The organism is Aurantimonas sp. E1-2-R+4 (assembly GCF_036549515.1).
Classification (GTDB): domain Bacteria; phylum Pseudomonadota; class Alphaproteobacteria; order Rhizobiales; family Rhizobiaceae; genus Aurantimonas; species Aurantimonas coralicida_A.
On record NZ_JAZHLK010000029.1, the window covers coordinates 1 to 14,118 of the forward strand.

At 64.4% G+C, this 14,118-nt stretch carries 10 protein-coding genes; 3 read left to right on the forward strand and 7 right to left on the reverse strand.

The window, feature by feature from the left end:
- Positions 1-754: 754 nt before the first annotated feature.
- The gene (locus tag VQ045_RS13750) at positions 755-2,596 is read left to right on the forward strand and encodes a M23 family metallopeptidase (protein ID WP_331830514.1); all 1,842 of its coding nucleotides are present in this window, start codon (positions 755-757) and stop codon (positions 2,594-2,596) included.
- Between the two features lie 122 nt (positions 2,597-2,718).
- Here the strand turns inward: VQ045_RS13750 and VQ045_RS13755 are convergent, their stop codons facing one another.
- Complete coding sequence (locus VQ045_RS13755; protein ID WP_327650245.1) at positions 2,719-2,940, reverse strand: hypothetical protein; 222 nt, start codon at positions 2,938-2,940, stop codon at positions 2,719-2,721.
- A 126-nt stretch (positions 2,941-3,066) separates the two neighbouring features.
- Here VQ045_RS13755 and VQ045_RS13760 point away from each other — a divergent pair, with 126 nt between their 5' ends.
- Positions 3,067-3,948: a LysR substrate-binding domain-containing protein gene (locus VQ045_RS13760; RefSeq protein ID WP_327625925.1), complete on the forward strand. Its 882-nt coding sequence runs from the start codon at positions 3,067-3,069 to the stop codon at positions 3,946-3,948.
- Between the two features lie 84 nt (positions 3,949-4,032).
- On the opposite strand, the gene mgrA is transcribed toward VQ045_RS13760, so the two are convergent.
- The 4 genes from mgrA to VQ045_RS13780 all read right to left on the reverse strand — a co-directional run bounded on the left by mgrA (position 4,033) and on the right by VQ045_RS13780 (position 9,283).
- Positions 4,033-5,070: an L-glyceraldehyde 3-phosphate reductase gene (gene mgrA / locus VQ045_RS13765; protein WP_327647561.1), complete on the reverse strand. Its 1,038-nt coding sequence runs from the start codon at positions 5,068-5,070 to the stop codon at positions 4,033-4,035.
- Between the two features lie 111 nt (positions 5,071-5,181).
- Entirely contained in the window at positions 5,182-6,153 is a 972-nt protein-coding gene (locus tag VQ045_RS13770; RefSeq protein ID WP_331830516.1) for an extensin-like domain-containing protein, read from the reverse strand.
- Between the two features lie 74 nt (positions 6,154-6,227).
- Positions 6,228-7,469 (reverse strand): L,D-transpeptidase family protein, encoded by a 1,242-nt coding sequence (locus tag VQ045_RS13775; protein ID WP_331830518.1) that lies wholly within the window; start codon positions 7,467-7,469, stop codon positions 6,228-6,230.
- Between the two features lie 125 nt (positions 7,470-7,594).
- Positions 7,595-9,283, reverse strand: a complete 1,689-nt coding sequence (locus tag VQ045_RS13780) for a L,D-transpeptidase family protein (RefSeq protein WP_331830519.1) — start codon at positions 9,281-9,283, stop codon at positions 7,595-7,597.
- 206 nt (positions 9,284-9,489) lie between these two features.
- Between VQ045_RS13780 and VQ045_RS13785 the strand changes: the two genes are divergently transcribed.
- The gene (locus VQ045_RS13785) at positions 9,490-9,885 is read left to right on the forward strand and encodes a PRC-barrel domain-containing protein (RefSeq protein ID WP_327647553.1); all 396 of its coding nucleotides are present in this window, start codon (positions 9,490-9,492) and stop codon (positions 9,883-9,885) included.
- 154 nt (positions 9,886-10,039) lie between these two features.
- On the opposite strand, the gene clpB is transcribed toward VQ045_RS13785, so the two are convergent.
- Both clpB and VQ045_RS13795 read right to left on the reverse strand, forming a co-directional pair.
- Positions 10,040-12,664 (reverse strand): ATP-dependent chaperone ClpB, encoded by a 2,625-nt coding sequence (clpB, locus tag VQ045_RS13790; RefSeq protein WP_331830520.1) that lies wholly within the window; start codon positions 12,662-12,664, stop codon positions 10,040-10,042.
- Between the two features lie 250 nt (positions 12,665-12,914).
- Entirely contained in the window at positions 12,915-13,949 is a 1,035-nt protein-coding gene (locus tag VQ045_RS13795) for a DUF4167 domain-containing protein (RefSeq protein WP_331830521.1), read from the reverse strand.
- Between the last annotated feature and the right edge of the window lie 169 nt (positions 13,950-14,118).

Consider the following 14,118-nt stretch of genomic DNA (forward strand, 5'->3'; position numbering starts at 1 on the left):
TCTCTCATGGATGCCTCGTAACCGAAAAGGAAATCGGCACGAAACTCCACGCAGACTTACCGCCGCCCACGCTTCTCTTTCTTCTCAATATCAAATTGTCAAAGATCACGGCATGACCGAAGTCACAACGCCGGGAACCGCAAGCGAAAGCCTGCCGTACCCTTGAGAGGGTCGCTGCATTAGCGGCACTCGAAAAAATAGGACGAAGGCGGCACAAAACCGAACCGGTCAGAACATTTTGTTCGTACCGGCTCCTGGCGGCCCGTTCAGGTCACCCCGGCGCCACCGCCGTCGTCGATGACCGGCATATAGGCGATCGCTGATCCGCCTGTCAACGCCGGTCGTCGCAAAAAATTCAAAAAGCCCACAGCGGCTGCCTGGCGCCAGCGCCGCGTGGCGCGCAAAGACGCTCGGCGCGGTGCTCCTCCGGTTTGGAACGTCATCCGCCGAAAGCGCCGGCGGTTGCCTCGTGCATCGAGGTCTGAACCGCAGCAGCGGATCGAGGCGGTGCCACCAGCGCGGTCAGCAACCGCCCTTGAGCCCACATGGTCGAGACGCTATTGCCGGCAGACAGGGGTTTTCCAAGGCGCGCTCCGCCAACGAAGCGCCTCGGTCGATATTTCGCCACCTTGTACGCGCAAACGCGATGAACAAATGACGACGGGGGACAGACCGCTTGCGATACGACAGGCCGGCTTTTGGGGACGAGCCGCCGCTGGTAGCCGATCGGCGTCGCCGACCGGACCGGCGGCAGGTGTCGGCGCGCTGGCTGGCCGGTACGCTGCTGACCGGCCTCACCTCGACCGCCTTGATGGGCATCGCCCTCTCCGCGGCGCTCGACGGTCACCGCGGCGCCGCGCGGCCCGCCGGCCTCGCGGCGCTGGTCTTCAACAAGACGCTCACCGAGAAAGGTGAGCGCGTCGTTGCGACCGCGATCCCGATCGCCCGCAGCCGCCAGATCATCGAGCTGTCGACCATGAGCAAGGAGGGTGATCGCGAGGTCATCCGCACCCTCCCCTTCGGCTACGTCAACATGCTGCTTGGCGCGCGCTATCAGGCCGGCGCCGACTATCCGAGCTTCGATCCATTGAAAATCTTCGCCGACGCCGCGGAGGGCGGGGCGGGCGTGGACGCGGAGCCTGCCCAGATTTATGGCGCGCGGGTGGAATCGGAGGTGCAACTCAAGGTCCAGTCCTTCGATTATGACGAGGCCGCCTATGAACGCATCGATGCCCTCACCGCCGCCAATGCGGAACAGCTTGTGCGCTCGGTCGCGCCGGGCCTTTCCTACCGGCCGGTCCAGATCGCGTCGCTGGCGACCGTCGACCCGATGCGCTTCAACCTGACAAGCGACGCACCCGACTACGAGCCGGGCTCGGCGTTCCGGGTGGTGGAGGAAAACGTCTCGCTGGCAACCTCCGACACGGACGACACGCTTCCGCGCTTCCACGAGGAAGTCATCCCGTTGCGCGAGACGACGAAGATTGCCGACATTCTCGATGGCAGCGGCCGCTCGGATGCCGAGGCTGGCGCCGCGGTGGAGGCGTTGGTTGGACTTCTGAAATCCGATGAACTGAAAGCCGGTGACGCATTGCGGGTCGGTATCGTCACGAGCGACGATCGCGCGCGGGTCGTGCGGCTTTCGGCCTACCGCGGCAGCCGGCATCTTGCCACCGCCGCCGAGACCGAGGATGGCCCCTTCGCGGCGGCGGCGGCGCCGGAAATGGGCGAATCGGTTGCAGATGCCTTCAATGAGAACGAAAACGAGGCGCCGTTGCGCGCCGACATGCCCAGCGTCTATGATGGCGTCTACCAGGCGGCGCTTTCCTATGGTCTGAACAGCCGGCTTTGCCGTCAATTGGTGAGCATGCTCGCTTCGGAGGTCGACCTCCAGGCTCGGCTGAGCCCGACCGATCGACTGGCCGTGTTCTATTCCCTGGAAGAAGGCGAAGAAGACGCAACCGACAAATCAGAGATCCTGTTCGTCGAGGTCCGCTTCGGCGACACCACGAAGCGCTTCTACCGGTTTCGACCGAACGACGCCGACAGTGCCGACTATTTCGATGCGGAAGGCCGCAGCGCCAAACAGTTCCTGTTGCGCAATCCCGTGCCCAACGGTCGCTTCACGTCGAGTTTTTCGCCCAATCGCAAGCATCCGGTGCTCGGCTATGTGCGTCCGCATTGGGGGGTCGACTGGGCGGCGCCGCGCGGCACGCCGATTCTCGCCTCCGGCAACGGCGTCGTCGAAAAGGCTGGCTGGTCCAGCGGCTATGGTCGCCAGACCATCATCCGTCATGCCAATGGCTACGAGACCTCCTATTCGCACCAGAACGCCATCGCCAAGGGCGTCAAGGCGGGCGCCAAAGTGCGCCAAGGGCAGGTGATCGGCTATGTGGGCTCGACCGGCCTGTCAACCGGCAACCATCTTCACTATGAATTGTCGGTCAACGACAAGAAGGTCGATCCGATGCGCATCAAGCTGCCCTCGGGCCGCGCGCTGAAGGGCGCCGAACTCGACACCTTCGAGCGGGAACGCGACCGCATCGACAATTTGTTGCGCGAGCGCGTCGAGTCGCCGCTGGTCGCCAGTCGCTGACCATCGGAGATGGCGTCGCGTCCGCGCGACGCGAGAACCCGTCAAAGCCGCTGAGTCCTAATCGCCCCGCGCCGACGCGCTGGAGCAACTCCCGACCAAGTGGACGGGACGCCAGTGATACCTCAGGCGAAGGTCCGGTAGGGAGCGAAACGGCTTTCCTGCACCATCCGCCAGCGCCGTGAGGTCGACAGCACGGTCTCGTTCGCGTCGCCGCTTCGCCCAAGCAGTCCGACATCTGCGAGAATATGGCCGTCATGCGCGGCCATGGAGCGGTTGAGAAGTTCGGCACTCTTCATGGCCCGGCCAGCGGTCTTGGTCTTGATACCGGTCTTCAATCCAAACATGTCGCACCCCTACGCTTGTCTGCAGATACCATTTTACTGTGCGACAATTCGTTTGATTAGTCCAGCGACAAGTTTTAAACAGATCGGTGAGAAAAAATCGTCAAATCTCTCTAGCAGGATCCGCGTATGCCCCTGATCGAGGTCGATCTCGTCCGAACCTTCGTCGCGATCTGCGAGACCGGCAGCTTCTCAAAAGCCGCGCAGCACGTCGCTCGCACGCCTTCGGCCGTCAGCCTGCAGATGAAAAAGCTTGAGGCGCTTCTGGGCCGCGCGCTTTTCGTGCGGGAGGGTCGCTCGGTCGGCCTCAGCGGCGACGGCGAGGCATTCCTGGGCTATGCGCGCCGCCTAATGCAGCTCAACGAGGAGGCGGTCTCGCGCTTTCGCGCGCCCGCCATGGAGGGTCGGGTGGCGTTCGGCGCGCCGGACGACATCGGCTATATCGCGATTCCGCAGATTCTGAAGCGCTTCGCCTCGACCCATCCGCATGTCGAAGTCGACGTGAAGCTCAAGTCCAGCGACGAACTGCGCCGACTTTGCGATACCGGCGCGCTCGATCTCGCGGTGCTGTGCTGTTCGGATTACGGCAAGCGGGACGTGCGGGTCGTTCACACCGAAAATCTGGTCTGGATCGGACTCAAGCACGGTCAAGCCGTCAGCAAGGACCCATTGCCGCTGGCTCTCGCGACCCGGGGCTGCGCCTGGCGAGCCAGCGCCCTCGCTGCGCTCGACGCGGCTCACATCGGTTACCGGATCGCCTATTCGAGCGAACACTCGCAAGGACAGATCGCCGCGGTTCTCGCCGATCTGGCGATCGCGCCACTTCCCGAAAGCCATGTCTCCGCGTCGCTGCGCCAATTAGGCGAAGCCGACGGACTGCCGCCGCTGCGCCAATATGAGGTGGCGCTGATGAAGCGGAAGGGCTGCGGCAAGATCGCCGACGCGCTCGCCGAGCACGTCACCGAAAGCTTCGCCGACCTTCGTCCCTCCCTGAGCCTCGCCCTCGCCTGAGCGGGGGGGGGCTCGGGCTGCGGGGACATCATGGTCCCTGGCGCCTTTTCATGAGCGGCAGCGACCGGCCATCGTCCCTTGCAATCAGCCGGCGCTTTCGACGCGCGACTGCGCCCGCCAGAGGTCGATATCGCCTTCGCCGGCGTAACGATCGATCTCGGCAAGTTCGGTCTCGGAGAAGTCGAGCCGGTTCAGGGCGTCCAGCGAATCGTCGAGCTGCGCGACGGTGCGCGCACCCACCAGCGCCGAGGTCACCTCCGGACGCCGCAGCACCCAGGCGATCGCCATCTGCGCCAAACTCTGTCCGCGAGCCTCGGCGATCGCGGTGAGAGCGCGAATCCGTTCGATGTTCGCGGCGCTGAGCATCTCGGGTTTGAACGAGCGTTCGCGCGCCGCACGCGAATCGCTCGGAACGCCCTCCAGATATTTTCGGGTCAAAAGCCCCTGGGCCAATGGCGAAAACGCGATGCAGCCGATGCCGAGCTCGCCGAGGGTTGTCAGGAGCCCGTCCTCGACCCACCGGTTGAGCATCGAATAGGACGGCTGGTGGATGATGAAGGGCGTGCCCTGCTCCTTCAGGATCGCGTAGGCCTGCCGCGTCAGCTCCGGCGAATAGGACGAAATGCCGACATAGAGCGCCCGTCCGGACCGCACGATGTGATCCAGGGCGCCCATCGTCTCCTCGAGCGGGGTCTCGGGGTCCGGCCGGTGATGGTAGAAGATATCGAGATAGTCTAGCCCCATGCGCTTCAGGCTCTGGTCGCAGGAGGCAATCAGATATTTGCGCGTGCCGAAATTGCCGTAGGGACCGGGCCACATGTCATAGCCCGCCTTGGACGAGATGATCAGCTCATCCCGGTAGGGCCGGAAATCCATCTCCATCCAGCGACCGAAATTTTCTTCGGCTGAGCCGTAGGGCGGGCCGTAATTGTTCGCCAGGTCGAAATGCGTGACGCCTCGGTCGAACGCCCGCCGCAGGATCGCCCGTCCGGTCTCGAAGACGTCCGTGCCGCCGAAATTCTGCCAAAGGCCGAGCGAAATGGCCGGCAGTTTCAGACCGGAGCGCCCGACACGGCGGTAAGGGATGGCGTCGTAACGATTGGCCTCGGCGAGGTAGGGCATGCAGCGGACCTTTTTTGGCGAACCAGGAATGCCTGCCGGTATAGGCGGTCGTGCCGTCAGGGAAAAGGGCGGCGGGACGCCAGCTCGATCGGCCTCTTAGCCGCGGCGTGTCTACTTGCAGTAAGTCCCGCCATTTCGCCGCGCCGCGATGTCGAGATGGAAATGCGTCGCATGGTCGGCGTCGGTGCCAGGACCGAGCACCGTCTTGAACGGCCCGCACGCGCCCTCGCGGATCGAGCGTTGAAACCGCGCTTCCGGTGAGCCCGGCTCGTGCGCCTCGACACCGATCGTCGTCCCATTCTTGAAGGCGAAAGCGGCGATGTCGACGGCGCTGCCGCGCGCATGTTCGGAGATGCCGTTTTCGGATGCGCGGTTGCGGCAGACATAGGTGGAGGCATGCCGGAATTCGGCGAGTTCTTCGGCCGGAAAACTTGCCTTGGCCGCCGGAACGACGCTGTCCGTCATCCACCGGTCGAGGGCAAGCGCCGATCGACAAAACAGCTGGGTGTCAGACGAAATCGCGACGCCGCTGGAAAGCCGTTCGATATTGACCGGCCGCAGGACGCCGCAGGCGCCGTCGCTGATGCTCTCACCAATGGTGAAAAGAACGCCGCGCTTTTCAAGTTCCGCCTCGCACATCCTGGCGTCTTCGATGGCCGCGGCAGCCAGGACCGCGGCGGCCGGCGTGATCGCCGCCTCGCGGGCGTTCGAAGGATCGGGGGCATTCGAGACCTTGGCGAGGTTCCCCATCTCCGGAGCGACCGGCCTGGCGGTCGCTGGCGCGGCCTTCTCCGGCGCAACCGATGACGCCGTCTGAGGCACCGCTTCTGGCCGTGGCGTGGGCGTGGGAACAACGTCGAGGGGCTCTTCGGATGCCGCGATGCCGGCGGCCGGCGCGCGGCTTTCGGTCTTGCGATTGCGCACCCCACCGCTTTTGCCGTTGATGCCATGCGCATCCGGTCCGGCGGGCTCTTTGCGAAGCTCCCCCTCCGCCGGCTTCAAAAATATTCCGTCCCGCGCCCCTGTCGCCGCGTCCGGTCGCGCCTCAGGCCTCGGCGGTGCATTGTCCGGCGTCTGCGCCATAGCGGGCGCCTGAGCCAGCCAAGCGGCCGCAACGCAGCAGCCGAGGAAGACCGCCGCGCGGCGCGCCGCGCCCCTCACCCGGTGAACTCGACGACCGTCTGCCCCGGCTCGACCAGTTTGGCCAGCGCCTCGGCGTCCCAGTTGGTCAGCCGCACACAGCCATTGCTGTTGGTCTTGCCGATTTTCGAGGGCTCGGCAGTGCCGTGAATACCGTAACTGGGCTTCGACAAGTCGATCCACATCGAGCCAACCGGGCCGTTCGGCCCCGGCGGAAGGGTGAGCGGTTTGGCATTTTCGCCCTGCTGGAAGTTGATCTTCGGGTTATAATTATAGGTCGGATCAGAGGCCAGAGCGTTGACCTTCATGGTGCCCGACGGTGAGGGCGTCGCGGTCGATCCGATCGTCGCCGGATTAGCGAGCACGATCTCGCCGTCGTGGTCGTATGCCACGAGACGGCCGGCCGTCTTGTCGACCACGATCCGGGCCACCTTGGTCGTCGGTGCCTTCCCGGGATCGGCGACGAGAATCGTCGTGCCCGCCTTTGAAAAATCGGCACCCGGATTGAGCGCCCTGAGAAGATTCTCGTCCATGTGAAATTTTTCGGCCAGCATTTCGGCGGCATCATGGTAGCCGAGCCATTCCATCTCGGCGCGCTGTCCATAATCCTCCGGGATCGACTCAACGTAGCGCCCCGCAACGTCCTCCGCCGTTATCGCGTAGGTCTGCATGGCCTCGCCTTCGTCGACGACGAGGACGGTCCAAAGGTCGGCGTCGGGTTCACCGTCCACCGGCAGACCGCGCATCATTTCGTAGGCTCTGACAGCCTTGCGGGTGTTGTCTCCGAAGAATCCGTCGATGACACCCGGCGAGGCATGCGTACGGCCGAGCAACACTTGAATGCGGATGAGAAACGGATCAGGCGCCACCTGCTGATCGGCGTTTTCAAGGCCGGCTTCGTCGGGAATATCGGTCGAAAAGGACGGCGTCTCGACGACCATGCCGGGCTCGCCGGTCACTTCCACCACCGGTGGAGCCGCGGTGTCGACGCCATCGGCCGCCGCGTCGGCAGCGCCATGATCAGCAGGCGGCACAATGGCGGGCGTCTCGCCGGCCGGCAGCGATTGGGCTTCCGGCAAGGTCGGATCGGACTTCGCGCTCGCCGCAACGGCCTTGGCGTCCGTCTGACGAGACTGCCAATCCATGAATGTCGCGACCTCGATCGCTTCCTTCGAAAGCGAAACGGGGGCGGCGATAGACGTGGATGTCGAAAGAAACGCCAGTATTCCGCTGGCGGCGGCGATCGAAAGAATTTTCATAAAAGGCCTCGCATCTCGAGTGATCCAAGTCCGTACAACGCAAAAGGGGAGCCCGAAGGCTCCCCAATATCGATAAACTTCCCCGGTATGGCTAATGAACCGTAAATATCGATCCCGCCGTCCGACTATTCCACGAACTCCACCGTGACGCCCGGCTTGACCATCTTGGCAAGCTCGGTGGCATCCCAGTTCGTCAGGCGCACACAGCCATTGCTGTTGGTCTTGCCGATCTTGGAAGGCTCGGGCGTGCCGTGGATGCCATAGGTCGGCTTCGACAAAGCGATCCAGATCGAGCCGACCGGGCCGTTCGGTCCCGGCTGGATCGTCAGCACCTTGTCGTTGTCGCCCTGCTTGAAGTTGATCTTCGGATTGTAGGTGTAGTTCGGGTCGAAGGCGATGCGGTTCACCTGGACGATGCCCGAGGGCGACGGCGTCTGGGTCGAACCGATTGTCGACGGATAAGCCGTGATCAACGTGCCGTCGGCGGCGTAGACGCGGACCTGCTCGCGCCCCTTGTCGGCGATGATCCTGGCAACGTCCTGCTTCACCGGCTCGCCGATCGCGGCGACCTTGATCCGCGTGCCCGGACGGCTGAAGTCGGCGCCAGGATTGATCTCGCGCAGATAGGCCTCGTCCATGTGGAATTTCTCGGCGATCTTCTCGGACGGCCGCTCGAAGCTCATCGCCGGCAACTGTGCCTTTTCCCCGTAATCGGAGGGGATCGACGCTACGAAGGGGCCGCCGACGTCGTCGGCGGTCAACTCGTAGGTAGTGATGGCCGGACCGCCGGTCGCGTCGAGTTCCTCGGCCAACGCCTGGGCGTCGCCGGTGGGAAGGGTACGACCAAACTTTTCCTGATAGGCGGCCACCGCCTTATCGACATTGGAGCCCATACGCCCATCGATCACGCCGGGCGACGTGCCGGCCCTGTCGAGCAAGATCTGCAGGGCCGCGATTTCGGCCTTGGCGTTCTTGCCCTTGGGCGTCGCCACCTTGGGGGCCGGATCGCTCTCCTGGACCGTCTGCCCCTCCGGCTGAACGATCGGCGCGCCCGGCTCCGGCAGCGGCTCGGAAGACGGAATCGTGTCCGGCAGCGCGGCGTCCCTCTGCGGCTCGACGACCGCATCTGCAGGCGCTGATGGGGGCAGTTCCGCTTCGCGGCGCGGCTCGGCGGCCGGTTGGTCGGGCGCGGGCAATGGCGCGGCGATCACCGGGGCATCGAAACCCGGGCCGCTACGGGGCTCTGTATGGTACGGGTCCGCCGAGCGTGGACGAACTGTCGAAGGCTCTATGGGGACCGGCTCGACGATGACGCCCGGAGGAGCGATGTCGACCCGCCCTTCGAGCGTTACTCCCGGCGGCGGCGGTCCGTCGATAATCGCGCCACGGCGGTCCTCGAAGCGCTGACGACGTTCCCGGAACTGCTGGCGGCGCGGCTGCTCCACGCCGATGATGCGGCCATAGGCATCGACCATGACGCGCCGGCCCATCTCGTCGATGTAGACTTCGGCGACGTTGTCGTCATAAATCTCGACGTTCGGATCGTAATATTGCGCCAGCTGCACGCCTTCATCGATCCGCCTCGCGGGATCGACGGTTTGCGCCAAGGCCGCCGTTGCGCCGAATGACAGCACGAGCGCCGGAAGATACAACCGCGCGATTACACTCATCTTCACCTCTCCACCAAAGCCGGTGACCCGGACGCCGCGATCGGCCTGCGAAAACGCTTCCTCGCTGAGGCAGGCGGATTTCGTGGCAGCTTGACGACCGGTCCTGACCGTATTGCCATAGCGAATGGCAGATGAACCGGACATGAAAATGGCGGTTTTGCTTCTTTTTTCGGTCTTAATCGGCTGATCCAGCCTCGCGACAGCGCCAGATGCGCCCGAACGGCACCCTGCGGCAAGCCCGCCTTCCGACGACCCGACCGCCTCCTCGCCCGCCGCCGAATGCGGCCCGGTGGAACACGAGGGGTCCGCAACCCGTTGATGGGGCAACCGAAACGGATCGGAGAAGCAGCATGTCATCGACGGAAGGACGGACTATCATGGGCGACGAGGCCACGGGCGGTGTTGGCGTCGACAATATCGAGGCGAGCCGCGTCTCGGGGACCGAAGTCTACAACACCGACGGTCATCATCTGGGTCATATCCATGACCTCGTGCTCGGCAAGCGCGACGGACGGGTGAAATACGCGATCATGTCGTTTGGCGGCTTTCTGGGGATCGGCGAAGAATTTCATCCCCTGCCTTGGCAGGTGCTGAAATATGACGAGCGGCAAGGTGGCTATGTCGTTGGCATCACCCGCGATCAACTCGAGGGCGCGCCGCGTTATGCCGCGGGCGCCACGCCAAGTTGGGGCGACCCGGACTACGGCCGCAGCATCGACGACTATTATCGCCCGGCCTACATCTGACCGGTGGGAATCAGGGCCCAATGAAAAAGGGCGGCCTCGCGGCCGCCCTTTTTCGTTCGTTATCGCACTTGTCAGGCGGCCGCCCGGTCGCCAGCGGCGTTTGCTTTCGAGCCGACCACATGGAAAATCAGGTGATCGGTCCCGCCGGTGATCTTCACCGTGCTCTCGTCGCGAACCTCGCCGAGCAGGATCTTCTCGGCCAGCGGGTCNTCAGGTGATCGGTCCCGCCGGTGATCTTCACCGTGCTCTCGTCGCGAACCTCGCCGAGCAGGATCTTCTCGGCCAGCGGGTCCTGCACCTCGCGCTGGATCACCCGCTTCAGGGGTCGAGCGCCGTAGGCCGGATCGTAGCCCTTCTCCGCCAGCCAGGCCCGTCCGCTCTCGTCGAGCTCGATCTGGATCTTGCGATCGACGAGCAGCTTTTCGAGCCGCGCCATCTGGATGTCGACGATCGCGCCCATCTCCGAGCGGTGCAGCCGGTGGAAGAGGATGGTCTCATCCACCCGGTTGAGGAACTCCGGCCGGAAGGAGGCACGCACAACGGCCATCACCTGTTCCCGTGCGGCTTCCGCGTCCTCGTCGTCCTTGAGCGCGACCAGATATTCCGCCCCGAGGTTGGAGGTCATGATGATCATGGTGTTGCGGAAGTCGACCGTCCGCCCCTGCCCGTCCGTCAGGCGCCCGTCGTCGAGCACCTGCAACAGGACGTTGAAGACGTCCGGGTGGGCCTTTTCGATCTCGTCGAACAGAACGACCTGATAGGGCCGGCGCCGCACGGCCTCGGTGAGCGAACCGCCTTCCTCGTAGCCGACATAGCCCGGAGGCGCGCCGATCATCCGGGCGACCGAATGCTTTTCCATGAACTCCGACATGTCGAGCCGGACCATCGCCGTTTCGTCGTCGAACAGGAAAGAGGCCAGCGCCTTGGTGAGCTCGGTCTTGCCGACACCGGTCGGGCCGAGGAAGATGAACGAGCCAATCGGCCGGTTCACGTCCTGAAGGCCGGCCCGCGCCCGCCGCACCGCCCTGGAGACGGCCTGAACCGCTTCGCCCTGGCCGACGACGCGCTTTTGCAGCGAGTCTTCCATGCGCAGCAGCTTGTCGCGTTCGCCTTCCAGCATCCGATCGACCGGAATACCGGTCCAGCGCGAGATCACCTGGGCGATATGGTCGGCGGTGACGGTTTCATCGACCATCGAATCGGCATCAGGCACACCGTCGCTCGCCTCGGCCTCCTGCAGTTCCTGCTCGAGCTTGGGGATTTCGCCATAGGCGAGTTCTCCGGCGCGCTGGAATTCACCTTGCCGCTGAGCGATGGCGAGGTCGTTGCGGGCCTCGTCGAGTTGCCGTTTCAGATCCGCGGCAAGGCCCAGCTTGGATTTTTCCGCCTGCCAGGCGCTGGTGATGCGACCGGATTCTTCCTCCAGATTGGCGATCTCGGAATCGAGCCGCTCCAGCCGGTCCCGTGCCGCGTCGTCGGTCTCCTTGCGCAACGCCTCGCGCTCGATCTTCAGCTGCATGACACGCCGATCGATCTCATCGAGCGCTTCGGGCTTGGTATCCACCTGCATGCGCAGCCGCGCCGCGCCTTCATCGACAAGGTCGATCGCCTTGTCCGGCAGGAAGCGGTCGGTGATGTAGCGGTTCGACAATTGCGCCGCCGCCACCAGGGCGGAGTCGGAGATACGCACCTGATGGTGCTGCTCGTATTTCTCCTTGAGGCCGCGCAGGATCGAGATCGTATCCTCGACCGTCGGCTCGGCAATGAACACCGGCTGGAAACGCCGGGCCAGCGCCGCGTCCTTCTCGACGTGCTTGCGATATTCGTCGAGCGTCGTCGCGCCGACGCAGTGCAGCTCACCGCGGGCGAGCGCTGGCTTCAGCAGGTTTGAGGCGTCCATCGCCCCGTCCGCCTTGCCGGCGCCGACCAGCGTGTGCATCTCGTCGATGAACAGGATGATCGAACCGGCCGCGCTGGTGACTTCCGACAGCACCGCCTTCAGCCGTTCCTCGAATTCGCCGCGATATTTCGCGCCGGCGATCAGCGATCCCATGTCGAGCGCCATCAGTTGCTTGTCGCGCAGCGACTCCGGCACGTCGCCATTGACGATCCTGAGCGCCAGGCCTTCGGCGATCGCGGTCTTGCCGACACCCGGCTCGCCGATCAAAACAGGATTGTTCTTGGTGCGCCGGGAGAGGACCTGGATCGTGCGGCGGATTTCCTCGTCCCTGCCGATCACCGGGTCGAGCTTGCCTTCCCGCGCCACGGCGGTGAGATCGCGGGCGTATTTCTTCAAGGCGTCGTAGCCGCTCTCGGCCGAGGCGGAATCCGCCGTGCGTCCCTTGCGTATTTCGTTGATCGCCTCGTTGAGGCCGTTCGGCGTCACGCCGGCCTTCTTCAGGATATCGGCTGTCTTGGCGGATGTCTCGATCGTCAGCGCCAGCAGCAGCCGCTCGACGGAGACGAAGCTGTCGCCGGCCTTTTTGGCGATTTCCTCCGCCGTCGCGAACACCTTGGCCAGCGGCTGGGCCAGATACATCTGCCCGCTGCCGCCCGAGACACGGGGCATCGCATCCAGCGCCGCATCTACGGCGATACGCACGTCCTTTGGCCGGCCACCGGATTTCTCGATCAGGCCGGCCGCCATCCCCTCCTCGTCGTCGACGAGAACCTTGAGGAGATGCTCCGGGGTGAATTGCTGATGGTCGCGCGACACCGCGAGCGTCTGGGCCGCCTGAATAAAGCCGCGCACCCGTTCGGTATATTTTTCCAGATTCATTGGATCGCTTCTCCTTTCGGCGGTCCACCCTCGCCCGAGGCATGAGCCGCACATCCATGGAGAACGGCTCCCGACACCGGCGAGCCGCCCGCAACGGATATGGGATCGGACGGGTCGCCGCGAAAGAGGCGGCTTGCCGGACTGTTGCAAAAATGTTGCGCCATTTTGAACGCAAAAGGACGCCGCGGCAGCCGCGACGTCCTTGATCTTGATCATATGGCTATGGCGATCGGCCGAAAAGCCAGCCGGTTCAGCCGTTCGACGCCAACAGGAAGTCCGGCAGCGTATTACCCTCGCCATCGCGGGTCTCGGCCGACGCCTCTTCGGGCTTCTTCTTGCGCGGCCGGCCGGGCCGACGCTTCACGGGCGCTTCGCCTTCCGTCTCCGGTGCCTTCACCCCGTGATCCGGGTTGACGGCCGCCTCGACCGTGCGGGCTTCGACCGTCGCGGCCTCATCGCCCGGACGGGTTTCGCTCGCAGCGATCGCTTCGTCACCCTCGCGGCTCCGGCGCGGCCTGCCCCGGCGACGCGGCGTCCGTTCCGCCTGTGCGTCGGGTTGCGATTCGCCGGCAGCGACCGCTGCGCCGCTTGGCGCTTCCGACGAACGCTCGTCACGGGTGCGCTCGCCGTCGTTGCGCTGATGGCGGCCGCTGTCGCCTTGTTCGGAGTTCTCGCGTCCGATCACCGGCTGCGGGCCGGTGCCGTCCGCCTGAACCCTGTCCCGGCGGTCGCGGTTCCTGTCGCGATTGCCATCACGGCCCCGATTGCCGTCCCGGTCGCGATTGTGGTCACGATCTCGGTTGCCATCGCGATCGCGGTTGCCGTCACGGTCTCGGTTGTCGCGAGCGTTCTCACGGTCGCGGTTGCCATCGCGATCCCGATCACGGTTGCTATCACGATCGCGAAAACCCTCGCGGCCATCACGATCGCCGTCCTGCTGACGATGATCGTTGCGCTCGCCGCGATCGCTCGAATTATCCTGCGAATCGTCGTCCTCATCGGAATCGTCGCGGGAATCACGTTCGTCACGCTGTTGCGGGAACTGCGCCTGCGCAGCCGCCACGATGCGGTTGTAGTGCTCGGCGTGCTGCAGATAGTTCTCGGCCATCACCCGGTCGCCAGCACCCGAAGCATCGCGCGCGAGCGTCGTGTACTTCTCCGCGACATGCTGGGCGGTACCCCTGATTTTCACATCCGGGCCGTTCGACTCGTAACTGCGCGAGAGCGGATTAGGACCTTTCCGTCCGCGGCTGCGCATACGGTTTTTCTGCTGTCCTGGCCTCATGAACTTCCTGTCTATTGGATGCACCGGTCGCGCCGGTATGGCCTACTGCCTCAGGGTGCGCCATGCGCGCCCGCACGAAATTAGCTCCGCCGGAGCAAAGCCAACATAGAGAGGTTAAAATCGGTTGTGCCTGGCGATACCCTCACGCCGGCTTGACGGACGACCTACC

What these genes read in the sequence shown, in the direction of transcription:
- VQ045_RS13760 (WP_327625925.1), top strand. Translation starts at nt 3,067, where the DNA reads ATGCCCCTGATCGAGGTCGATCTCGTCCGAACCTTCGTCGCGATCTGC.
- VQ045_RS13775 (WP_331830518.1), bottom strand. Translation starts at nt 7,469, where the DNA reads ATGAAAATTCTTTCGATCGCCGCCGCCAGCGGAATACTGGCGTTTCTT.
- mgrA (WP_327647561.1), bottom strand. Translation starts at nt 5,070, where the DNA reads ATGCCCTACCTCGCCGAGGCCAATCGTTACGACGCCATCCCTTACCGC.
- VQ045_RS13795 (WP_331830521.1), bottom strand. Translation starts at nt 13,949, where the DNA reads ATGAGGCCAGGACAGCAGAAAAACCGTATGCGCAGCCGCGGACGGAAA.
- VQ045_RS13770 (WP_331830516.1), bottom strand. Translation starts at nt 6,153, where the DNA reads ATGGCGCAGACGCCGGACAATGCACCGCCGAGGCCTGAGGCGCGACCG.
- VQ045_RS13755 (WP_327650245.1), bottom strand. Translation starts at nt 2,940, where the DNA reads ATGTTTGGATTGAAGACCGGTATCAAGACCAAGACCGCTGGCCGGGCC.
- VQ045_RS13785 (WP_327647553.1), top strand. Translation starts at nt 9,490, where the DNA reads ATGTCATCGACGGAAGGACGGACTATCATGGGCGACGAGGCCACGGGC.
- VQ045_RS13780 (WP_331830519.1), bottom strand. Translation starts at nt 9,283, where the DNA reads ATGTCCGGTTCATCTGCCATTCGCTATGGCAATACGGTCAGGACCGGT.